The sequence below is a fragment of the Algoriphagus sp. genome (assembly GCF_024305035.1).
GTDB lineage: Bacteria > Bacteroidota > Bacteroidia > Cytophagales > Cyclobacteriaceae > Algoriphagus.
In genome coordinates this window covers 60,321-85,311 of the sequence record NZ_JAMWZB010000016.1, presented here as the reverse complement: position 1 = coordinate 85,311, position 24,991 = coordinate 60,321, and the positions used below count along the sequence as shown (strand labels likewise).

The window sequence follows — 24,991 nt, the reverse complement described above, 5'->3', positions numbered from 1 at the left end:
TGGAATTTAAGGGGTCAATTTTTTGGGGAAAATGTAGTTTGGAAGCTCAGCGTCAGCTCATCGCCGGTTTTGATGGTGCCAAAGACCGCAGTGGGGGCTTCGAGCGAAAACTGGCTAAAACTGATGTCGTGTTTTCCATTGAATTTGATTTGATTTTTGCTGATTTGATAAGGGACTGTAAGCGTCACCGTCTGTGCGTTGCCGGCGATCGTCATTTTGCCCTTCGCTTTTACCTCTGCAGCGGAAATACTGATTACCTCGGTAAGTTGAAAGGTGATTTTTGGATGCTTATCGGCGTTCAAGGCCGCGTAGGCATTTTTGTCCATGGCTGATTTTCCGCTTTTCAGGCTTTCCACATTCATGGTGAGGGATAAGGAACTGATTTTGGAAAGCTTGCCATTTTCTATGGTCATTTGTCCTTGACCGCTTACTCCATTTTCAGCGACCATATCCCAATCGTGGATGGTGGAGGTTCCGGAGACTTTCATTTCAACCGGACCGCTGAGGTGGTAAGTTTGCTGTGCCAAGGATGCTCCTGCAGAGAAGAGAATAGCGAAAACGAGTGTTGTTATTTTTTTGAACCTTTTCATGAGATTAAAGGGTTGGTTTTTTCTTTCTTTGATGACTCAAAGGTAGAGGGCACCTACTGGCCAAAGCGTGATCAAAATTGCTTGAAAAGATGACTTTTGTCACTTTTTCTATAAAAGATAAGTTGTAAGCTTAAACCATTGGTTTTTGAAGTTTTTATTAAAAAATCAATATGGTGTTTTTTACCACTGATTATTTCAACTATTTTCAGATGAATATTTTAAAATAGTCTTTTCGATAAACTCAACTTTACTCTTTCATCCTGCAAAATGAAAAGAAAGGAATTGTCTTGGCTTTGCCTCGATTTGGGAGGGATAAAGGTAAACCAAATTGAAGGGGAATGAGTTAGACTCTTGGCGGGTACAGCCCCTATCCATCAATTATTTCTTACCTTTGCCCTTTCAATTTGCCCCCAAGTTTATGAGCCAAGTCACTGCTTCGCAGGAAGAATACATCGAGATTTTTGGTGCAAGAGAGCACAATTTGAAAAACATAGACGTCAAAATCCCGCGCCAAAGACTAGTAGTCGTCACGGGTTTGAGTGGAAGCGGGAAGAGTTCGCTGGCTTTTGATACCATCTATGCGGAGGGACAGCGAAGATACTTGGAGAGTTTTTCCGCGTATGCACGCTCATTTTTAGGCGGATTGGAACGACCCGATGTCGATAAAATAAATGGACTCTCTCCGGTAATCGCTATTGAACAAAAAACCACTTCCAAAAACCCGCGCTCTACGGTCGGTACGGTAACCGAAATTTATGATTTTATGCGTTTGCTTTTTGCTCGCGCAGGGGAGGCATTTTCCTACCAGACGGGCGTTAAAATGATTCGACAAACCGAGGATCAGATTATTGAACAATTGTTTTCGAAGTTTTCGGGTAAAAAACTCTACATTCTCGCACCTGTAGTCAAAGGGAGAAAAGGGCACTATCGAGAGCTTTTTGAGCAAATTCGGAAAATGGGCTTTTCCAAGATCCGGGTGGACGGAGTGGTCATGGACATCCTTCCTAAAATGCAGGTGGATCGATACAAAATCCATGATATTGAGATTGTCATTGATCGGATAGTGGCTGATGAATCGGATCGTTTTCGGATTACTCAGTCGCTTAAATCTGCTTTGCAACATGGAAAAGGAGTCATGATGCTTCGTGATGAAGAAGGGGGGATTCACCATTTTTCCAAATACCTGATGGATCCCGAAACGGGACTTTCCTATGAGGAGCCGGCACCCAATACCTTTTCATTTAACAGCCCCTATGGAGCCTGTCCAACCTGTAATGGATTGGGCATAACCGAAGAAATTACCCGGGAAAGCATCATCCCCGATCCCAATTTGAGTATCACTCGCGGAGGGATTGCCCCGCTTGGAGAATACCGGGATATCTGGATTTTTAAAAAGATTGAGGCTATTCTCAAGCATTATAAGTGTAGTATGAGCACCCCGATCAAAAAGCTCCCAGAGCATGTGGTGGAGGTTTTGCTTTACGGAGACAAAGTGGAGGTAGCAGTGGATTCGGTCAAATATCCCGGTACCAAGTGGAATACTACGTTTGAAGGGATTGTTAATTTTCTCCAAAAATATCAAGAGGGGAGTTCGGAGAAAATCCAAGATTGGGTTTCAGAATTCACCATCACGCAGACCTGTCCCGATTGCCAGGGTTATCGCTTAAAAAAAGAAGCGCTTCATTTCAAGCTTGACGATACGCATATTGGCCAATTGGCCATGATGGATATCACCCATTTGGGCCGTTGGTTTGAGGGAGTGGAAAGTAGGCTTTCCGAAAAACAGAATATTATCGCTCAGGAGGTTTTGAAGGAAATTCGAAAGCGGATCGGTTTTTTACTCGATATCGGATTGGATTATCTGACGCTGAATCGGCCCATTCGAACGCTATCTGGAGGGGAAGCTCAGCGGATTCGGCTCGCTACTCAGATCGGAACTCAGCTTGTGGGCGTGCTTTATATTTTGGACGAACCGAGTATCGGGCTCCATCAGCGGGACAATGTCAAGCTGATTAAAGCCCTTCAGAGCTTGCGGGATTTGGGAAATTCTGTCTTGGTGGTGGAGCATGACCGAGACATGATGCTGGAGTCAGACTTTGTGTTGGATATGGGTCCGGGCGCCGGCCGACATGGAGGACATATTGTGGCTTTAGGTTCGCCCAGTGAAATCCTCCAACAAGGGGGAGTGACGGCAGATTACCTGAAAGGGAAATTGGGTTTGCCGATTCCTAAAAAGCGAAGAAAAGGAAAAGGCGAGGCACTAGTCTTGAAAGGAGCGAGTGGGAATAACCTCAAAAATGTGGATTTGACTATTCCATTGGGTACGTTGACCTTGATTACCGGAGTATCGGGAAGTGGAAAAAGTACGTTGATTCATGAGACGCTGTATCCGATTTTGCGACAGCATTTTTATAAATCCAAAAAGGAACCCATGCCCTATAAATCCTTCAGTGGTTTGGAGCATTTGGACAAAGTCATCGAGGTGGATCAATCTCCGATTGGTCGGACGCCGCGGTCAAATCCGGCCACTTACACGGGTGTGTTTTCTGATATTCGCACGCTCTTTACCGAATTGCCCGAATCTAAAATTCGGGGTTATAAGCCCGGTAGATTTTCGTTTAATGTGAAAGGGGGACGATGTGAGGATTGTGAAGGTGCGGGAATGAAGCTGATCGAAATGGATTTTCTTCCCGATGTGCATATTCCTTGCGAAACCTGTAAAGGAAAGCGCTACAATCGAGAAACCCTCGAGGTGCGGTTTAAAGGAAAATCCATCTCTGATGTACTGGAAATGACCGTGGAGCAAGCGGTGGAGTTTTTCGAGAATCAACCCAAAATCCTTCGTAAAATCAAAACCTTAAATGACGTGGGATTGGGCTATATTACGCTGGGGCAACATGCCACGACGCTCTCCGGAGGGGAAGCTCAGCGGGTCAAACTGGCCACGGAGCTTTCCAAAAAAGATACCGGCAAGACTTTTTATATTTTGGATGAGCCTACGACAGGCTTGCACTTTCAGGATATCGAGTTACTGATGAATGTCCTCCAAAAGCTGGTCGAAAAGGGAAATACGGTTTTGATTATCGAGCACAATTTGGATGTCATCAAAGTGGCCGATTATGTGGTAGATTTGGGTCCGGAAGGAGGAAATAGGGGCGGAACGATTTTGGTTCAAGGAACTCCCGAAAAAGTGGCGGCACATCAGGGGAGTTATACAGGAAAATTTCTTCAAGCTGAATTGAATGGAGCCTAAGCGAGGGCGGCAAAAAAAGGAAAACGCTGTAAAACTCATGCTTGTCCTCTTCTTAAAATTCTGATTGAAGCCGAAATCAGTTCCTGAGTCCTTTTATCAAATTCCTCAAGTCAAGAGTCAAAGGCTTGTGTAAATTGCAATTCTATGAATAGAATTAGCCTATATTGGACCTTGCAGATCCTCGGATGGGGCAGTATTGCATGTGTCAATATTATTTTTGCCTACCTGTCCCCTCGGGGGATTACTCAGGTTCAGGTAGTGGCTTTTGTTTTGTTGGCACTTTTTTATTTCCTATCGACTCATTTTATCCGTTATATCGTCAAAACTTACGATTGGTTTAAGTTGGCGATTTCTCAGCTGGTCTTCCAGTCTCTCCTGGCGATTTTAGCGATGAGTTTTGTCAATGTGGTGGTAGAAATCCTTATAAACGTCGCCTTTGATACCTTAAATGCGGAGCAGGATTTTAAGGTTTTGGTGATTTTGGCCAATCTTTTTATCGCTTTTCTTTTTTACTCCATTTGGTTCTTGCTTTACTTCTTGTTTCATTTTTTGGATAATTATAATAATTCACTCAAATACGAGGCTAAAATCAATCAGATTCGCCTCAATCATCTGAAAAGTCAATTGAATCCGCATTTCATTTTCAACGCACTGAATAGTGTCCGTGCATTAGTGGATGAAGATCCGGATAAAGCCAAAAGTGCCATCACCCGCATTTCCAATATTCTTCGGTTTTCGCTCATGATGGATAAAAAGCAGACCATAGATTTTGAAGATGAGCTCAATACGGTAAAGGATTATTTGACCTTGGAGTCAATCCGTTTTGAGGAGCGGCTCCAGGTAGAGTATCAAATTGAAGATGAGGCTTTTAGCTACAAAATACCCCCGATGATGTTACAAACTATCGTCGAAAATGCCATTAAACACGGCATTTCTAATCTGGTGAAAGGCGGGCTGATCGAAATCAAATGTCGGGAAGGATTGGAAGATGATCTGTATATTCAGGTCAGAAATAGTGGCCACCTCCTTGCCCCACCCAGTCTCAAGCCCAAATCCAATGGAGGTCATGGATTGAGTAATACCGTACAGCGGTTAAAATTAATCTATGGAGACAAAGCCAGTTTCAGAATTTTCAACGTTGGAAGTCAATTTGTGATTACAGAAATCAAAATTCCGAAACAAAGAGTAACTTTAGACTAACAAAAAGAACAACTATGCGAGCCATTGTAATTGACGATGAACGATTAGCAAGGAAAGAGCTGATCACCCTTCTTAACCAATTGGAATCTGTCGAAGTCGTCGGTGAGGCGGTCAATGTAGAAGATGCCAAAGAAAAAATTGAGCAACTCAATCCGGATGTGATCTTTTTGGACATTCAAATGCCCGAGAAAACTGGATTTGATCTTTTGGAGGAACTCGATAATGTTCCCCATGTGATATTTACCACCGCCTATGATGAATATGCCTTGAAGGCTTTTCAGGTAAATGCCTTGGATTATTTGCTCAAGCCTATCGAGCCCAAGCGGCTGGAGGAAGCCATACAAAGACTTTCCGGTAAAATCGAGGCTACTGCAAAGCAGGAAGACTTTCCCTCATCCTATTCCAATAAGAAATTAACACTGGACGATCAGGTTTTTGTCAAAGACGGAGACCGATGCTGGTTTGTCCGCTTGGCTAATGTTCGCTTGTTTGAATCCGATGGCAACTACATCAAAGTCTATTTTGACAATGTAAAGCCGATGATTCACAAATCACTCAATGCCCTCGATGAACGATTGGACGAAAAATCTTTTTTCAGGGCTAGCCGAAAGCATATCGTAAATTTAGGCTGGGTAGAGGGGATTGAGCCTTGGTTTAACGGAGGCCTGGTGGTCACGCTAAAAGGCGGAGACCGGATCGAGGTCAGTCGAAGACAAGCAGCTCGATTTAAGGAAATGATGAGTCTTTAAAAAACCACACCTTTAATCAATTCTTACACAGAGACCTGCTCTTTTCCGCAGGTCTTTGCATTTCTGGGCGAATCTTTCGGCGGCTGAGAAAGCCGATTGGGTTTGAAATTTACCAAAGCTCGATTTCATACCTAAAAAAAAGCATTTGATTTCAGGGATTAATTGTATAATTAGTGTATAATTGAGGTAAGAAACAAACCTTATTTACTTAATATTAACTAAAACGCATTGATTGCTAGAACCTTATGAAAGAAGAGCGCATCCTAATCGTAGAGGATGATCCCAGTATTGCGGAAAACATCCAAGAAATTCTTGAAATTTTAGGCTTTGAAAATATTGATATTGCCAATTCTGCCAATCAGTGTATCAAGATCATCAAGAAAACCAGACCCGATCTGATTTTCATGGACATCAAACTTAAAGGTGACAAAGATGGAATCGAACTTGGGGAAATAATTCATCAAATGTTTGATGTGCCTTTGGTTTTTGTTACTTCTTACTCGGATCCTACCATCATCGAGCGCGCAAAGCGGATCAATCCGGCAGGTTTTATCGTCAAGCCTTTCAACACCAATGATATTCATGCGATTGTTGAGATTGTTCTTTATAACAAACGTACCAAACCCAGTACCGAGGCTACGGTTGTTAAATCTCCTTCCGAGAGCCCTTTTCTAGTAACTGACGCGGTATTCATCAAGGCAGACAACGCCTTTGAGCGAGTACCTTACGAAGAAATTTATTACATCGAGGCTAATGGAAATATGGTGACCATTTTTACAAAGAACCGGGATTACCATATCCGAAAGTCCATGAAGGAAATTGAAGAGATTTTACCCTCCAATTTATTTTTGAGGGTGCAGAAATCCTTCATCGTTCACCTCGGTCAGATCGAAAGTTTCAATACCAAAGAAATCACACTAAAAAAAGGATCAGTTGTACAGGTCGGCAGGCAGTATTACAATAGCTTTTTAGCTAAATTAAACACCATTACAGAAAGCTAGTCCTACGGATCCTCATCCTCAATTGTCGACAAAAAAAAGGTGGACAAAGCCCACCTTTTTTATTAACCAAACAATCAACCAAATTAACCCTTACGAGGTTTTCTTTAAGAAGTCCCGGTTTGCCGGGACTTTTAATTTCTGTAAATCTTTACCTGAAAAATATCAGGACCTTTTTCTGATTCAAATCCGATTTGTGGAGTTGGTTTAGTAGTTTCAAATCGGGCAGTATTCTGAGCAAGATTGGCTTCTGTTTTTGCTTTGATTACGATAGTCATAGCCATAGCCAATCCGAGTGCTGCACAGACGTTTTTTTGTGTGAAGATTGAAGTATTCATGGCTTTAAATAATGTTGGTTTCGTATTGTACCAATTCTATATGCCAAAAAGCGACCAAAGTCAAAAAAGGCCAAAATCAGCCAAATTATAGGGTTTTCAAAAGTAGCTGCGTACGAATTCGTACACAATGCTGTCAGTGTCGGACAAAAAAGACTTGCTTTTTTGGGTTGTGATTTTTTGAATTTTTAGGGAAATAGTATATTTTTCTAAGCTTTTTAGAGCTTTTAATTCCTATGATGTAGAGGGAAACAATTCTTCGAATTTATAATTCTTCTTTAGTGCGGTTCATGTCAAATTATTTAGACTGTTTATGCAAAAGCTGAGAAATCCATGGCTTTATGCCTGTTTTATTTTTTTGCTCATTGCAGGTTTTCATTTTGCCACCTTCGCCCAAGAGCCCGAAAAAATCGGACTTGAAGTCGATAAGTGGGCAGTGGAAATGAGTAAGGTTGAGTTGAATGAAGTAAATAGCCTTGGAAGTCTGACGAACCAATTAATCGAATCGGATAGTATTCGGGCGCTTAGTTTTTTGGATTCCCTCGAAAACTCGAAGATGGGAAAAGGGCATTATTTCAAGACCTACTTTTACATGGTAAAAGCAGAAGTGATCTACGCCAAATTTGCTGGATATGACAAATTCAAGGACCGAAGTAATGTGGCCTTAATCCCCATCAAACAGCAATTGATGAAGTTGTACACCGCTGCCCTGGATGCTGCCTACCTAACTGAAAGTGAAAAAGTAATTGGTTGGGTAAATTTTTATTCCGCGAGACGGATACTTTCGTTCGGGGAAACCGCCTGGGCCGTGATGTACTCTAAAAATGGGGTGGATTTGTTTGAAAAAATAAAATACCCCGTTGAGCCTCACGTCTATTCTGAACTTGCCGAATTACTCCTTCAGGTGAAGGAATACGAGGAATCGATTACCTATGCTAAAAAATCACTGGAAGCATGGAAAATCCCCACTTATGAAGAAGGGTATGAGAAGCCGTACCTTTTTAAGGTGAATGCATTGAATACAATTGGCAGCAGTTTTTATTATACGAATGAATTTGATTCAGCAATTTATTATTTGCAGCGGGCCTTTTGGTTAGCGAGTGAACAGTTGGATTCGGCCTTGCTGGGAAAAGTATCCGGAAGCATTGGCAAAGTCGTTTATTCTCAAAATAATTATGATTCAGCTTGGGCTCTTTTCAATACGGATTTTCACCGTAGCATCAAGGATAGCGCATTCAATGCTGCTGCAAATGCCTCACAATGGATGGCCAAAGCAAATCTGGCAAGGGGAAACCCAGAAGCCGCATTAGCCAATGCAAAGGAAGCCCTTCGCTTACTTAGTCTCTGGCCAAATAAGCCCTACCGTCGCGACACCTACTTTACGCTCAGTCAATTGTTCAGGGCTATGGGGGATTATGATAGCGCATTTTACTTTAGTGATCGCTTTATTTCCCTAAATGATTCACTGGAAAAAGAAGTGGCTACGAGCAGTCTGGAGATATCCAAAGCGAGGTTGATCAGTGAAGAAAGTCGCTACAGAATTGAAAAAATTAATAAGGAGAAACAACGTCAGCTTTTCATCCGAAATAGTTTGATGGCGGGGATTGTTGGGTTTTCATTCATTGCTTTTTTAATCGTCAACCGGGGGCGTTTAAAAAACAAATTGGCCTGGGAGCGAGCTGAAAGTGAAAAATTACGGATGGAGCAAGAAATTCAATTAGCCAAAGAACAAATAAAAATCTTTACCAATCATATTATCGAGAAAACGAGCCTAATTGAGAAATTGGAAGAACAGCTGAACGGCAGGATCGCTACCGATGAACAGCAAGAACTCATAGCCGAATTGAGCCAGCAAACTATCCTGACCGAAGACGATTGGCTAAAATTCAAATCACTTTTTGATAAAATTTATCCTTCATTTTTTCAGAAGCTAAAAAAAAATACAGCGGATATCTCCCTTGCTGAGCAACGGATGGCCGCACTGACTCGCATGGAACTGACCAGCAAGCAAATGGCCGCTATGCTGGGTATTTCCGTGGACAGTGTGCATAAAACACGGCAGCGGTTACGGCAGCGGCTTCAACTCAGTGCCGATACCAATCTAGATGATTATATCGCTGAAATTTGATCAAGTGCATTTTTAGGAATTCAAAGGAGAAATTTTTAGGGTCAAATGTTCGATTCAAGCTTCTGATTATAAGTGTTTTAAATTTCGTTGTCCGGTACTTGTCCGGTGATTGTCAGTTTTTTGTCGCCTAAAAAGTTTGGTGTAAACAGCTCTCACTAAATACCTTCCATCACTAAACTAGCCGGCTAAAAGCTCCAAGATGAGAAGATTTGATTGGACATTCATCTTATTTATCGTGGCCATTTTACTTCTCATAGTTGTGGTGTATTTCATTTTCGAGAGGCGAATTGAAGGGATACCAGATAGGATTTAGTGATTGATAACCTTCTCTTATGAGATTATAAAGAACATATCAGTAAAACTAAAAGTACTTTTGTTTTATGAACTCATTTTACAAAACATCTAAAAACTTTTCCTTCTGCTATCATCCCTTCGGTTGTTCCTCAAGAGGTAAATGCTTGGTAAAACGCGATTAAAATAAATTTTAATCGAATTAACCGAAAAATCTTAAAATCTTCTTTTAAAGAAGGCAAAGAATAAAATAAGAAATCTTTTAACATGCTTTACAATTCAACTTCCAGGCAAATAAAAGGATTATTTGAGCTGTTTGAAGCTCAGGTTCTTTTAAACCCAAACAATCTCGCCCTAATTTTTGAAGGATATGAATTGACTTACTCAACCTTAAACAAGTTATCCAATCAACTTGCCCATTATTTGAGAACACAGGGTATCGGTCAAGAAACTGTAGTTGGGATTTGCATGCAGCGATCTCCAGAATTAATCCTAAGCATTTTGGCGATCTGGAAGGCAGGTGGTGCTTATTTACCCCTTGATCCGGACTATCCAAAGGACCGGCTGCAGTACATGGTAGAAGATTCTGGCATAAGCTCTATTCTTTCACATCGTGCATCCCAAACGGCTTCTGTACAACTATTTCAAAAATTTGGCAAGAAAGTTTTGGTTTGGGAATCTCTCCAGAAAGAAATAGCCAACTACCCAACTGAAAATTTAGCTCTCCCGATCGAAGATTCTGATCTCTCCTACATTATTTATACTTCCGGTTCAACAGGAAAACCAAAAGGCGTGATGATTGAGCATAGAAATGTCGTCCATCTAGCCTATGCACTGCAGCAATTTATAGTGCTAAAGCCTGGAGAAAGGGTTTTACAGTTTGCTTCGATCAGCTTTGATGCTTCTGTCCTGGAACTGATTCTGGCACTTACCTCAGGATCTGCTTTGGTCATGGCAAGCAAGGAAAACCTCATGCCAGGCCATCAGCTGACTGCCACTATTAATTGCCACAAAGTCAACATCACGCTGCTTTCGCCAACAGCGCTCAACCAATTAAACCCAGATCAACTTCCCTCTTTGCATACGGTCTTGAGCGGAGGAGAAGCGCTCCCACTGAGCACAGCAAAACAATGGGCCAATACCAAATCTCTCATCAATGCCTATGGCCCAACTGAGATTACTGTCTGTGCGACCCTGAGTAGAGTAGAAAAGGATTCGAAACAAATCACTTTAGGCAAAGCTCTTCCCAATTACAGGGTTTATATTTTGGATCAGGAGGGGAATCAACTACCGAGTGGAAGCCCTGGCGAACTGTGTATTGGGGGAGCAGGCGTAGGAAGAGGGTATCTAAACCGTCCAGAACTAACCCTTGAAAAGTTTGTAGCAGATCCATTTACTCCTGAGGGGAAAATGTACCGTTCAGGAGACCTTGCTCAATGGCTCCCAAATGGGGAGATTGAGTTTTTAGGTAGAATTGACCATCAGGTCAAAATCCGGGGATTCCGGATCGAACTGGGGGAAATTGAAAATGCCCTTCTCTCAAAATCTGATATCACCCAGGCTGCTGTCACCGTTCGCGAAGACATTCAGGGGGGAAAATATCTTTGCGCCTATTACGTAAGTGCAGTCCAAAAGACAGTGGAAGAACTTCGAACCTACCTGGGACAGACTCTTGCTGATTTTATGATCCCCGCCCGATTCGTTCCTATGGAAAAACTTCCATTAAGCCCTTCCGGCAAAATTGACCGAAAAGCCCTACCCGAACCGGGAGAAATAATTACCACAGGAGCTGAATTTGTGGCTCCATCAACAGAACTAGAAATAAGGATTACCCGGCTCTATGCACAGCTATTAAATTTGGTATCCGATTCAATAAGTATCAATGACAGCTTCTTAGCACTTGGTGGAGATTCCTTGAAATCCGCTCAGCTGGCAGGAAGACTCTGGCAGCAAACGGGTACCTGTGTATCTGTAAAGGATATTTTTACTAACCCAACAGTAAGCGGACTAGCTACTTTGATCCGCTCGAGAGGAAAATCGGAGACGAAAAAAATCACGAAGGCGCCTCTTTTGGAATCCTATCCCCTAGCCTCAGCTCAGAAGCGCGTCTACCTTCATTCTCTTCAGCAGGGATCCGACTCTGTCCTTTACAATTTGCCTGCCGTCTATGAAGTTGGCGGCACACTGGATCACAGACAGCTTACCAAAGCTTTTCAGCAAGTAATCAATTGCTCTGATGCCTTCAGGACTTCCTTTCAGATGGACGGGGAAATTTTGCGGCAGCAGGTTCTCGATCAGGTAATCGTCGATATTCCTTTACTCACTTTTCCTGAGGCAGAGATTGAAGAAACAATCAAAAACTGGGGATCAAAGCCTTTTGATTTAAGCCATCCCCCGTTGATCCGTCTGGAACTTTGGCAGGCGGGAGGTAGTCAGTTTTTACTGATCGACACCCACCATGTCATCATGGACGGCATGTCTCATAAACTCTTTTTCCAAGCTCTATCCGATGCTTATGTAGGAAAGGAGCTAAGTGCTCATCCATTTTCGTTCATGGATTATGTGCATTGGCAACAGTCCGAAAATCAACAATTAGAAAGAATCGAACAGTCTGGATTTTGGAAGTCAATGTATTCAGGGGGAATGCCAAGGCTTGAATTTCCAGTGGATTTTCATGCACTGACTATTCCAGACTCTAAGGGAGAAACTTATTTTTTCAAGCTTGAAGGAGAGCTGTTTGACCAGGTAAAAAAGCATGGTGGGGAAATAGGAATTACTCCTTTTATTTTTCTATATGCTGCGTTTACCTTATTGATATCCAAATACGTCCAGTCTGAAAATGTGGTGATTGCTACCACTTCATCAGGAAGAAACCTTCCGGAGACCGAGGATATAATCGGAATGTTTGTCAATACGCTGGCCATCCAAAATAAACTAAATCCCGACTTACCATTCAGTTCTTTTCTGGAAAACACCAAGCAGCTTTTACTCTCTGCTTTTGAAAATGACGCCTTTCCCTATGACGAACTGATTGCTGATCTCAGAGCAAAGGGGCTTGAGGTGAATTCCGTTCAGGTCATGTTTACACTCCTTCAGGCCGGTTACCAACATCAGACTATCGGAGGACACCCAATCAATCTTCTCCGTGTAAAACATGAAACGACTCCCATGTTTGACCTGACTTTGAGTGGATTTGAGGATAAGGAAACGATTGGTTTTGAGTTCGAGTATAAGTGCAAATTCTTCAATCCTGAAAGTATCAAACTTCTCGCCGATCGCTTTTTGAATGTCCTGCGGATTGCAGTGAATGTTCCGCAAAAAACTGTTTCCACAATTCCATTGATTTTAGAAGTGGAAGAAAAAACCCTATCGATTTGGAGCAACCCTTCTCAGGAAATTCCCAAAAACCAGAATGTTCTTCATTTTTTTGAATCAAAAGTTCTCGAGTTTCCTCATCAAACTGCCTTGAGTTTTGGGAATCTTGAACTCACCTTTTCCCAACTCAATCAACAAGCCAACCAGCTTGCCCATTACCTGATTTCATCAGGGATAAAGAAAGAAAGCATTGTTGGAGTTTTCATGCAGCGATCTTCCGAGCTGATTATTTCCATCTTGGCAATTGGGAAAGCTGGAGCTGCCTATTTACCCCTTGATCCCGAATACCCTTCGGATCGATTGGAATTCATGGTAGAGGATGCTTCAAGTCATATTCTTCTAACTCATCTTCCTTGTAAGGCTCAAGTGGAAGAAAAACTAAGCAACTATTCCGGAGATCAGGTTTTTTGGGAAAATATTCAGGATGAGCTTATGAAGCGACCGATTCAAAACCCGAACTTATCCATCAGCGGTTCTGATCTTGCCTACATCATCTACACTTCGGGTTCGACGGGTAAACCGAAAGGAGTACTCTTGGAGCATGGCGGTTTGGTCAACTTGATTTTGGCCCAAACTGAGCGATTTTCACTCACCCCTGACTCCAAGGTTCTCCAGTTTGCCTCGATCAGTTTTGACACCTCGTTGTGGGAGATTCTTCTTTCCCTTTGTGCTGGAGCTTCCCTGGTGATGGTCAAGCCGGAAAACCTACTGCTCGGCCAGCACTTGACCGATACGATTAGGAAGTATAAAGTCACCCACTTTACTGCACCGCCGTCGGTTCTTGCGGTGTTAAATCCCTTGGATTTTCCCGATTTGGAAGTGGTGGTCAGCGGAGGAGAGTCCCTGAAGAAAGAGACCGCTGCCTTCTGGGCTAGGCACAAAAAGCTCTTCAATGCCTACGGTCCCACGGAGGCGACCATCGAAGTGTTGGTCTCTGAGGTAAGTCCTGACCCGGATCAGGTCACGATAGGTAAACCGCTGCCCAATACCCGGGTGCATATTCTTGACCCACATGGAAACCAGGTTCCGATCGGTCTTCGGGGTGAGCTCTACATCGGCGGAGTCGGAGTCGCAAGAGGCTACCTCAACCGTCCGGAACTCACGGCCGAAAAGTTTGTGGCTGACCCGTTCAGTCCAGGACAACGCTTGTACCGGACCGGTGACCTCGCCCGTTGGCTGCCTTCCGGAGAAGTCGAATTCCTTGGTAGAATCGATCAGCAGGTAAAAATCCGAGGATTCCGGATCGAACTCGGAGAGATCGAGGACAATCTTCTTGCATACCCGGGCATCCTGGATGTGGCCGTGACCGTCCGTCAGTCATCCGACGGGTCAGACTTGCTCTGTGCCTACTATGTCTCCAATGTGGAGCGCTCTGTTGTGGAGTTACGTGATTTTCTATCCCGTACCCTTCCTGCCTACATGATTCCCGCGCGATACATGCAGCTGCCTGAGTTTCCCCTCACCCCAAACGGAAAAGTGGATCGCAAGGCTTTGCCCGAGCCTGGAGAAACGATCCTTTCGGGAGCAGAATTTATAGCTCCAAGTACCCCGGAGGAAAACATCATTGCCCGCCTATGGGCACAGCTTCTGGGACTGGCATTGGAATCCATCAGTACCCTGGACGATTTTTTTGCACTGGGCGGAGACTCCCTGAAGTCCGCACAGCTGGCCGGGAGGCTCTCGCAGGAAACAGGAACTTCGGTATCGGTAAAAGATATTTTTTCCAATCCTTCACTTGCCAGTCTGGCCAGTTTGATCAGCTCCAAAGGGCAATCAACTTTTTTTAAGATCACCAAGGCACCCCTCTTGGACTCCTATCCCCTGGCTTCAGCCCAAAAGCGGGTATACCTTCATTCCCTTCAGCAGGGCTTCGACGCTGTCCTGTACAATATGCCCGCGGTCTATGAAGTTGACGGGGCGCTGGATCATGGACTTCTAACCCAGGCCTTCCAGCAGGTCGTCAACCGCTACGATGCCTTCCGGACTTCTTTTCTCATAGATGGGGAAGACCTGCGGCAGCGGGTTTTGGAAGGGGTAAGGGTTGATATTCCTGTTCAGGTGCTGTTGGAGGAAGAAATCGAGGGAGCGCTTAAAAGCTGGGGAACCCAACCTTTTGATCTGGGGAATGCACCCTTGATCCGCATGCAGCTCTGGCAGACCGAGCGTCAGCAGTTTTTACTCATCGACACCCACCACCTCATCATGGACGGGATGTCCTATGAGCCGTTCTTCCGTTCGCTTTGTGATGCTTATCAGGGAAAATCTTTGTCTGCCGATGCGCTTTCTTTCCTTGATTATGCCTATTGGCAACAGTCAGGTGCCCAAAGGCAGGTGCAGGCCGAGCAGGCTGAGTTCTGGCAATCCATGTTTGAAAACGGAATCCCTGCTCTGGAGCTTCCGCTGGATTTTCATGGCACTGCCATCCCCAATCCTCACGGAGCAACCCATTCCTTCAAACTCGAAGGAGAACTTTTCCGGAATATCAAAAAGCAGTGCAAAGAATCGGGAACCACTCCGTTCATTTTCCTCTATGCGGCATTCACCCTACTCATCAGCAAATACGCCCAGACCAAGGAAATAGTCATCGGCACTACCTCATCGGGCAGAAACCTTCCCGAGACCCAGGACATGATCGGCATGTTTGTCAATACCTTGGCCATCCGTAATCAGGTAGAAGGCTCTCTGCCCTTCACCACATTTTTGGATCGTACCAAGCAGCTTCTGCTTTCGGCTTTTGAAAATGACGCCTATCCCTATGAGGAACTCGTGGCCGACCTCCGGTCAAAAGGACACACAGATCAGGCGGTGCGGGTGATGTTCACCCTGCTCAAGGAAAGTGAAGACACCCTTCATCTGGGAGACAGCAGGCTCCTGTTGAAAGAAACTGAGTCAGTCTCCCAGGCCAAATTTGATCTGAGTCTAAGTGGTGTTGAACGGGAAGAGGAAATAAACTTCGATCTGGTCTATGCTGAGGCACTGTTTAGCGGAGAAAGTATGCGACTGCTCGCGGAGCGCTTTTTGAACGTTCTCGATCAGGCGGTCCAGGTTCCTCAAGAACCGATAGAAAGATGCTCGATCCTGCTCGATCAGGAAGCCGAGCAGATACAAAGCTGGAACAGCAAAGTGCTTGAAGTGCCACAAACCGCACTTATTCACGAGCTTTTCGAGGCCATGGTCTTGGAATATCCCGAGCACATTGCCCTGATCTTTGGGCAACAGCAGCTGAGCTATTCGGTCCTGAACCAACAAGCCAACCGGCTCGCCCACTACCTCAGGTCCTGCGGCATCGCCGCAGAGCGCAGAGTAGGGATCTGCCTGGAACGCTCTTCGGAACTCATCATCTCCATACTCGCCGTTTGGAAGTCCGGAGGTGCCTATGTGCCCCTGGATCCATCCTATCCGGGGGACAGACTGGCTTACATGATTGAAGATTCCGGTCTGGAACTTATCCTTACCCAGAACTCCCTGCTTCCACTGTTGGAACTAGTCTGCCAAACTAGTCAAGTTCAACTGGTCAGCAACGAGGAATTGGAAACGGGTTTAGCAGGATATCCGCAGACCAATCCTGACCCAGCCTGCCATTCGGACAATCTGGCTTATGTCATTTATACCTCGGGTACCACCGGAAAACCCAAAGGGGTGATGCTGGAGCATCGAAACGCGGTCAATCTGGCCTTCGCACAGCAGCATTCCATCTGGGTAAACCCTTCTGACCGAGTCCTCCAGTTTGCTTCCTCCAGCTTTGATGCTTCGGTTTTTGAGCTCCTTCTCGCACTCGCATCAGGGGCAGGACTGGTGATGGCCTCCAAAGAAGAACTCCTTCCTGGGCCTTCGCTGACCCGGATCATCAACACTCATCAAGTCTCGCTAGCCGTACTCACCCCGGTGGTACTGAGTCATCTGGAGCCTGCACAGCTGCCAAGCCTTCACAGGGTATTCAGTGCCGGAGAGGCACTTCCGCTGACTACGGCACAAAAGTGGGCTTCTGCTACAACACTCATCAATGCCTACGGTCCCACTGAGATTACCGTCTGTGCGACCCTGAGCAAGGTTGATCCTAAAGCAGAACGAATCACCATCGGAAACCCTCTGCCAAACTACCAATGCCATATTCTGGATCCGGAAGGAAACCAACTTCCAATCGGAGTGGCCGGGGAGCTTTACATCGGCGGAGCCGGCGTGGCAAGAGGCTACCTCAATAGACCGGAGCTGGCTGCTGAAAAGTTTGTAACAGATCCTTTTAATCCGGCCCGACGCATCTACCGATCCGGCGATCTCGCCCGTTGGCTGCCTTCCGGAGAAGTCGAATTCCTTGGTAGAATCGATCAACAAGTCAAAATCCGGGGATTCCGGATCGAACTCGGAGAGATTGAGGATAATCTTCTGGAATATCCGGGTATCCTCGAGGTGGCCTTGACCGTCCGGCAGGATCATCAGGGTGAAAAATACCTCTGTGCCTATTATGTCTCCGAAACTGAGAAGACCGTGGAAGAACTCAGAGGCTTCCTTGGCCAGACCCTGCCCGAATTTATGATTCCAGCCCGATATGTGGCCATGGAAAACCTCCCCTTGAGTCCTGCCGGTAAAATTGACCGAAAAGCCCTGCCTGAGCCTGGTCAGACGGTGAACACGGGTTCAAAATTTATCGCTCCCGAATCAGAACTCGAACTGCTGATCGCCGGGTTATATTCCAAACTTCTGGGGATAGACCAAGAAACGATCGGTACCGGAGATAGTTTTTTTGCCTTGGGGGGAGATTCGCTAAAGTCAGCCCAACTCGCAGGCAGGCTGTCCCAGGAGACCCTTACAGTGGTATCGGTAAAGGATGTTTTTACGAATCCGACCGTTCGTGGATTAGCAGCTTTGATCAGCTCCAAAGCACCATCAACTTCTATTAAAATCAGCAAAGCACCCGTCTTGGACTCCTACCCCTTGGCTTCAGCCCAGAAGCGGGTTTACCTTCATTCTCTTCAGCAGGGTTCCGACGCTGTCCTGTACAATATGCCAATAGTATATCAGGTAAAAGAGGGAAAATTAGAAGCTGGGCTTTTAGGCAAAGCATTACAAACTATTGTAAACCAATCTTCTACACTACGTACATCAATTGTGATGCGTGATGGAGAGTTGACACAAGTCATAGCTCCAAAGGTATCGATGACTGTATCAGAAAAAAGATTCTCAGAATCAGATTTGATGGGTCAGGTCAAAAACTGGGGAAAGACTCCTTTTAACCTCGTCGAGGTTCCTTTGATAAGGGTTGAACTTTGGAAGACAGCGAGTCGGCAGCTGTTGGCAATCGATACCCACCATATAATCTTCGACGGAATGTCTTATAAGCCTTTTTTTGAAGCGCTTTCAAACGCCTATCAAGGAATTGAACCCACAACTATGCCACTTGATTTTTTTGATTATGCCTTCTGGCAACAGTCTGCCGCTTTTCAAGAATTGAAGCTAAATGATGCAAAATTTTGGCATGAAATGTTTTCGGATGGAATACAGCCTCTTGAGCTTCCTTTAGATTTTAGTGCTCCCTTGGTCAGGAACCACAGTGGGGGAACAATGTCTTTCCAATTAGAAGGTGAGCTTTTGGAGAGTATTTATCTGCACTGCAAACAAACGGGAACTACCCCCTTTATTTTTCTCTACGCTGCATGTACCCTTTTGATTAGCAAATATGCCCAATCAGAAGATGTTGTCATCGCTACCACCTCATCTGGCAGGAATCTTCCAGAGACCGAAAACATGATCGGAATGTTTGTCAACACATTGGCTATCCGAAACCAAATTGAGGGCAATGACTCCTTCTCCTCCTTTTTAGCAAAGACCAAAGAAATTTTGCTTACTGCTTTTGAAAATGATTCCTATCCTTATGATGAATTGGTTGTTAGTCTCCGTTCAATGGGACTTTCCGATCATGAGGTACAGGTGATGTTCACCATGATTAAGGATGTTGAACTACAACAAACTATTGATGACTGCAGTCTTGAAATTTTCGGAGGAAGTGAATCCTCCCAAGCCATGTTCGACTTGACCTTCAGTGGAAGAGAAACTCAAGAATGTATTGCTTTTGATATTGAATATGCAAGCGAATTTTTTAGCAAATCTAGCATTGAACGGTTAATTAAAAGATTTCTCCAGCTTCTACATTTAATTCTAAATAGGCCAAATGAATTAGTAAGCAAACATTCGATTCTTTTGCAGGAAGAGGAAGAGCAACTTGAAAATTGGAACCAAAAAAATGGAAAGACTGAGCAAGCAAAGTCAACTGAGGCACTTTTTTTACAGAAGGTCGAGGAGTATCCAAATAAAGATGCCCTTCTTTTTGAAGATGAGCGAATCAGTTTTTTAGAGTTGAATACGAAATCTAACGAATTAGGGGACTGGATGAGAATACAAGGCGTTATTCCGGGTAGTCACGTCGGTCTTTGCATGTCTCGCTCTATTGAATTGGTTGTCGGAATTCTTGCCATCTGGAAAGTCGGAGCTGTTTATATCCCCTTGGACCCGGATTATCCACAAGAAAGGCTTCAGTTCATGGTAGACGATGCTGCTATCCAATTCCTTTTATCCCATAAATCCTCTCAGCATACTTTAGCAAATGCCTTGGACAGCTTCAATGGGAAGATTTTGATTTGGGAAGACTTTGTAAAGAATGAACATAGCTCCTTCACTCAAAACCCGAACTTATCCATCAGCGGTTCTGATCTTGCCTACATCATCTACACTTCGGGTTCGACGGGTAAACCGAAAGGAGTACTCTTGGAGCATGGCGGTTTGGTCAACTTGATTTTGGCCCAAACTGAGCGATTTTCACTCACCCCTGACTCCAAGGTTCTCCAGTTTGCCTCGATCAGTTTTGACACCTCGTTGTGGGAGATTCTTCTTTCCCTTTGTGCTGGAGCTTCCCTGGTGATGGTCAAGCCGGAAAACCTACTGCTCGGCCAGCACTTGACCGATACGATTAGGAAGTATAAAGTCACCCACTTTACTGCACCGCCGTCGGTTCTTGCGGTGTTAAATCCCTTGGATTTTCCCGATTTGGAAGTGGTGGTCAGCGGAGGAGAGTCCCTGAAGAAAGAGACCGCTGCCTTCTGGGCTAGGCACAAAAAGCTCTTCAATGCCTACGGTCCCACGGAGGCGACCATCGAAGTGTTGGTCTCTGAGGTAAGTCCTGACCCGGATCAGGTCACGATAGGTAAACCGCTGCCCAATACCCGGGTGCATATTCTTGACCCACATGGAAACCAGGTTCCGATCGGTCTTCGGGGTGAGCTTTACATCGGCGGAGTCGGAGTCGCAAGAGGCTACCTCAACCGTCCGGAACTCACGGCCGAAAAGTTTGTGGCTGACCCGTTCAGTCCAGGACAACGCTTGTACCGGACCGGTGACCTCGCCCGTTGGCTGCCTTCCGGAGAAGTCGAATTCCTTGGTAGAATCGATCAGCAGGTAAAAATCCGAGGATTCCGGATCGAACTCGGAGAGATCGAGGACAATCTTCTTGCATACCCGGGCATCCTGGATGTGGCCGTGACCGTCCGTCAGTCATCCGACGGGTCAGACTTGCTCTGTGCCTACTATGTCTCCAATGTGGAGCGCTCTGTTGTGGAGTTACGTGATTTTCTATCCCGTACCCTTCCTGCCTACATGATTCCCGCGCGATACATGCAGCTGCCTGAGTTTCCCCTCACCCCAAACGGAAAAGTGGATCGCAAGGCTTTGCCCGAGCCTGGAGAAACGATCCTTTCGGGAGCAGAATTTATAGCTCCAAGTACCCCGGAGGAAAACATCATTGCCCGCCTATGGGCACAGCTTCTGGGACTGGCATTGGAATCCATCAGTACCCTGGACGATTTTTTTGCACTGGGCGGAGACTCCCTGAAGTCCGCACAGCTGGCCGGGAGGCTCTCGCAGGAAACAGGAACTTCGGTATCGGTAAAAGATATTTTTTCCAATCCTTCACTTGCCAGTCTGGCCAGTTTGATCAGCTCCAAAGGGCAATCAACTTTTTTTAAGATCACCAAGGCACCCCTCTTGGACTCCTATCCCCTGGCTTCAGCCCAAAAGCGGGTATACCTTCATTCCCTTCAGCAGGGCTTCGACGCTGTCCTGTACAATATGCCCGCGGTCTATGAAGTTGACGGGGCGCTGGATCATGGACTTCTAACCCAGGCCTTCCAGCAGGTCGTCAACCGCTACGATGCCTTCCGGACTTCTTTTCTCATAGATGGGGAAGACCTGCGGCAGCGGGTTTTGGAAGGGGTAAGGGTTGATATTCCTGTTCAGGTGCTGTTGGAGGAAGAAATCGAGGGAGCGCTTAAAAGCTGGGGAACCCAACCTTTTGATCTGGGGAATGCACCCTTGATCCGCATGCAGCTCTGGCAGACCGAGCGTCAGCAGTTTTTACTCATCGACACCCACCACCTCATCATGGACGGGATGTCCTATGAGCCGTTCTTCCGTTCGCTTTGTGATGCTTATCAGGGAAAATCTTTGTCTGCCGATGCGCTTTCTTTCCTTGATTATGCCTATTGGCAACAGTCAGGTGCCCAAAGGCAGGTGCAGGCCGAGCAGGCTGAGTTCTGGCAATCCATGTTTGAAAACGGAATCCCTGCTCTGGAGCTTCCGCTGGATTTTCATGGCACTGCCATCCCCAATCCTCACGGAGCAACCCATTCCTTCAAACTCGAAGGAGAACTTTTCCGGAATATCAAAAAGCAGTGCAAAGAATCGGGAACCACTCCGTTCATTTTCCTCTATGCGGCATTCACCCTACTCATCAGCAAATACGCCCAGACCAAGGAAATAGTCATCGGCACTACCTCATCGGGCAGAAACCTTCCCGAGACCCAGGACATGATCGGCATGTTTGTCAATACCTTGGCCATCCGTAATCAGGTAGAAGGCTCTCTGCCCTTCACCACATTTTTGGATCGTACCAAGCAGCTTCTGCTTTCGGCTTTTGAAAATGACGCCTATCCCTATGAGGAACTCGTGGCCGACCTCCGGTCAAAAGGACACACAGATCAGGCGGTGCGGGTGATGTTCACCCTGCTCAAGGAAAGTGAAGACACCCTTCATCTGGGAGACAGCAGGCTCCTGTTGAAAGAAACTGAGTCAGTCTCCCAGGCCAAATTTGATCTGAGTCTAAGTGGTGTTGAACGGGAAGAGGAAATAAACTTCGATCTGGTCTATGCTGAGGCACTGTTTAGCGGAGAAAGTATGCGACTGCTCGCGGAGCGCTTTTTGAACGTTCTCGATCAGGCGGTCCAGGTTCCTCAAGAACCGATAGAAAGATGCTCGATCCTGCTCGATCAGGAAGCCGAGCAGATACAAAGCTGGAACAGCAAAGTGCTTGAAGTGCCACAAACCGCACTTATTCACGAGCTTTTCGAGGCCATGGTCTTGGAATATCCCGAGCACATTGCCCTGATCTTTGGGCAACAGCAGCTGAGCTATTCGGTCCTGAACCAACAAGCCAACCGGCTCGCCCACTACCTCAGGTCCTGCGGCATCGCCGCAGAGCGCAGAGTAGGGATCTGCCTGGAACGCTCTTCGGAACTCATCATCTCCATACTCGCCGTTTGGAAGTCCGGAGGTGCCTATGTGCCCCTGGATCCATCCTATCCGGGGGACAGACTGGCTTACATGATTGAAGATTCCGGTCTGGAACTTATCCTTACCCAGAACTCCCTGCTTCCACTGTTGGAACTAGTCTGCCAAACTAGTCAAGTTCAACTGGTCAGCAACGAGGAATTGGAAACGGGTTTAGCAGGATATCCGCAGACCAATCCTGACCCAGCCTGCCATTCGGACAATCTGGCTTATGTCATTTATACCTCGGGTACCACCGGAAAACCCAAAGGGGTGATGCTGGAGCATCGAAACGCGGTCAATCTGGCCTTCGCACAGCAGCATTCCATCTGGGTAAACCCTTCTGACCGAGTCCTCCAGTTTGCTTCCTCCAGCTTTGATGCTTCGGTTTTTGAGCTCCTTCTCGCACTCGCATCAGGGGCAGGACTGGTGATGGCCTCCAAAGAAGAACTCCTTCCTGGGCCTTCGCTGACCCGGATCATCAACACTCATCAAGTCTCGCTAGCCGTACTCACCCCGGTGGTACTGAGTCATCTGGAGCCTGCACAGCTGCCAAGCCTTCACAGGGTATTCAGTGCCGGAGAGGCACTTCCGCTGACTACGGCACAAAAGTGGGCTTCTGCTACAACACTCATCAATGCCTACGGTCCCACTGAGATTACCGTCTGTGCGACCCTGAGCAAGGTTGATCCTAAAGCAGAACGAATCACCATCGGAAACCCTCTGCCAAACTACCAATGCCATATTCTGGATCCGGAAGGAAACCAACTTCCAATCGGAGTGGCCGGGGAGCTTTACATCGGCGGAGCCGGCGTGGCAAGAGGCTACCTCAATAGACCGGAGCTGGCTGCTGAAAAGTTTGTAACAGATCCTTTTAATCCGGCCCGACGCATCTACCGATCCGGCGATCTCGCCCGTTGGCTGCCTTCCGGAGAAGTCGAATTCCTTGGTAGAATCGATCAACAAGTCAAAATCCGGGGATTCCGGATCGAACTCGGAGAGATTGAGGATAATCTTCTGGAATATCCGGGTATCCTCGAGGTGGCCTTGACCGTCCGGCAGGATCATCAGGGTGAAAAATACCTCTGTGCCTATTATGTCTCCGAAACTGAGAAGACCGTGGAAGAACTCAGAGGCTTCCTTGGCCAGACCCTGCCCGAATTTATGATTCCAGCCCGATATGTGGCCATGGAAAACCTCCCCTTGAGTCCTGCCGGTAAAATTGACCGAAAAGCCCTGCCTGAGCCTGGAGAAAGTATCCTGACAGGAACTGAATTTATTGCTCCGAGAACAAAACAAGAAAAAGATATAGTTGAACTATGGTCTAAGACATTAGGACTAAGGATAGAAGAAATTGGAATTGAAGATGATTTCTTCGCATTAGGTGGCAACTCCCTAAAAGCTGTCTCCTTAATAGCAGAAATTCAAAAGCACCTCCTAAAGAAATTGCCTCTCCATGAAGTATTTAAACGAACTACTGTAAGGGCACAATCAGATTTTTTAAATGACTTGAAAACTGATAAAAGTCAAACGGAATCCTCTTTGATTCCATTGCAACCGAAAGGAATTAAAACCCCATTGTTCATCGCTCCAGGGATCGAAGGTAAATGCTATTATTTAGTCGAATTAGCCAAAGCTCTGGGAGAGGATCAGCCTGTATATGGCTTCCAAAGTGTAGGTCTATTAGCCGGAGAGGAACCCCTAACCTCGATTGAAGCAATGGCGGAATTCAATATTCAGTTGATGAAAAAAATCCAGCCATCAGGCCCCTACCTTCTGGGAGGACATTCAATGGGGGGCTGGGTGGTCATGGAAATGTCCAATCAATTGAGGAAGCAAGGCGAGAAAGTGGTATTCCTTGGATTATTTGACTCCTATTCTCCCACCATTTTTGAGCAAAGAGAAGGATTCTCTATTCACTCCAATGACCAAGAGATCAACGATCTCCTTTTGCTTCTCCAAAGACTTGCAGACTATTATGATCCAGAGATTAACCTTTCAGAGCTAAAAAAAATTCTTGACTTGGTAGCTCAGTCAGATCGAACTGAAAAAGTTAATCAATGGGCAATTTCCAAAGGATTAGTCCCTGCCAATTTTTCCCAAGAAGAAATCAAAAGATGGGCACAAGTCATCGGGATAAATAGTCGGATGAGTTTTCAGCCAAAAAGCACGAAACAGAAAACTATTCTTTTTAAAGCTGAAGAAACTGAATCGGAAACTTCTGAAGTACCAAGGTGTCTAGGTTGGTCATCTGTGATGACTACAACATTACAAATAGCAGTGACGCCGGGAAACCATATCAGCATGATGATCGAGCCTAATGTGACCTATTTAGCAAAAGCAATCCAAGCCAATCTTGCTGGATTCGGTAATTATCAGGAAGAATTTAGTACTCTAAAGAACTCCAACTCAGCCTCAAAAAAGAAACAATTAGAAATATAGTAACCCTCTGAAGAAAATTTTTTATCGCAGATAATAACT

At 45.6% G+C, this 24,991-nt stretch carries 8 protein-coding genes; 6 read left to right on the top strand and 2 right to left on the bottom strand.

The features are described 5' to 3' along the window. Positions 1–14 precede the first annotated feature (14 nt). A complete protein-coding gene (locus tag Q0L00_RS10870; RefSeq protein WP_297336899.1) occupies positions 15–590 on the bottom strand; it encodes a YceI family protein in 576 nt (191 codons plus the stop codon). 418 nt (positions 591–1,008) lie between these two features. Between Q0L00_RS10870 and uvrA the strand changes: the two genes are divergently transcribed. The 4 genes from uvrA (at position 1,009) to Q0L00_RS10850 (ending at position 6,793) form a co-directional block, all read left to right on the top strand. After that, complete coding sequence (uvrA, locus tag Q0L00_RS10865; RefSeq protein WP_297336898.1) at positions 1,009–3,843, top strand: excinuclease ABC subunit UvrA; 2,835 nt, start codon at positions 1,009–1,011, stop codon at positions 3,841–3,843. A gap of 144 nt (positions 3,844–3,987) precedes the next feature. Next, positions 3,988–5,043, top strand: a complete 1,056-nt coding sequence (locus tag Q0L00_RS10860; protein ID WP_297336897.1) for a histidine kinase — start codon at positions 3,988–3,990, stop codon at positions 5,041–5,043. A gap of 14 nt (positions 5,044–5,057) precedes the next feature. Continuing rightward, complete coding sequence (locus tag Q0L00_RS10855) at positions 5,058–5,792, top strand: response regulator (RefSeq protein ID WP_297336896.1); 735 nt, start codon at positions 5,058–5,060, stop codon at positions 5,790–5,792. A 245-nt stretch (positions 5,793–6,037) separates the two neighbouring features. Beyond that, entirely contained in the window at positions 6,038–6,793 is a 756-nt protein-coding gene (locus Q0L00_RS10850) for a response regulator (RefSeq protein ID WP_297336895.1), read from the top strand. Between the two features lie 131 nt (positions 6,794–6,924). Here the strand turns inward: Q0L00_RS10850 and Q0L00_RS10845 are convergent, their stop codons facing one another. Next, positions 6,925–7,128 carry a hypothetical protein gene (locus Q0L00_RS10845; protein ID WP_297336894.1) on the bottom strand — a complete coding sequence of 68 codons (204 nt, stop codon included), beginning with the start codon at positions 7,126–7,128 and terminating at the stop codon, positions 6,925–6,927. A 310-nt stretch (positions 7,129–7,438) separates the two neighbouring features. On the opposite strand from Q0L00_RS10845, the gene Q0L00_RS10840 reads away from it, so the two are divergent. Next, positions 7,439–9,253, top strand: coding sequence for a tetratricopeptide repeat protein (locus tag Q0L00_RS10840; protein WP_297336893.1), 1,815 nt, complete (start codon positions 7,439–7,441; stop codon positions 9,251–9,253). A gap of 558 nt (positions 9,254–9,811) precedes the next feature. Then, positions 9,812–24,952, top strand: coding sequence for a non-ribosomal peptide synthetase (locus Q0L00_RS10835; protein WP_297336892.1), 15,141 nt, complete (start codon positions 9,812–9,814; stop codon positions 24,950–24,952). Positions 24,953–24,991 lie beyond the last annotated feature (39 nt).

Bases quoted from the DNA above. Each gene is read 5' to 3' on its own strand.
- Q0L00_RS10870 (WP_297336899.1), bottom strand. From the start codon at position 590: ATGAAAAGGTTCAAAAAAATAACAACACTCGTTTTCGCTATTCTCTTC.
- uvrA (WP_297336898.1), top strand. From the start codon at position 1,009: ATGAGCCAAGTCACTGCTTCGCAGGAAGAATACATCGAGATTTTTGGT.
- Q0L00_RS10860 (WP_297336897.1), top strand. From the start codon at position 3,988: ATGAATAGAATTAGCCTATATTGGACCTTGCAGATCCTCGGATGGGGC.
- Q0L00_RS10855 (WP_297336896.1), top strand. From the start codon at position 5,058: ATGCGAGCCATTGTAATTGACGATGAACGATTAGCAAGGAAAGAGCTG.
- Q0L00_RS10850 (WP_297336895.1), top strand. From the start codon at position 6,038: ATGAAAGAAGAGCGCATCCTAATCGTAGAGGATGATCCCAGTATTGCG.
- Q0L00_RS10845 (WP_297336894.1), bottom strand. From the start codon at position 7,128: ATGAATACTTCAATCTTCACACAAAAAAACGTCTGTGCAGCACTCGGA.
- Q0L00_RS10840 (WP_297336893.1), top strand. From the start codon at position 7,439: ATGCAAAAGCTGAGAAATCCATGGCTTTATGCCTGTTTTATTTTTTTG.
- Q0L00_RS10835 (WP_297336892.1), top strand. From the start codon at position 9,812: ATGCTTTACAATTCAACTTCCAGGCAAATAAAAGGATTATTTGAGCTG.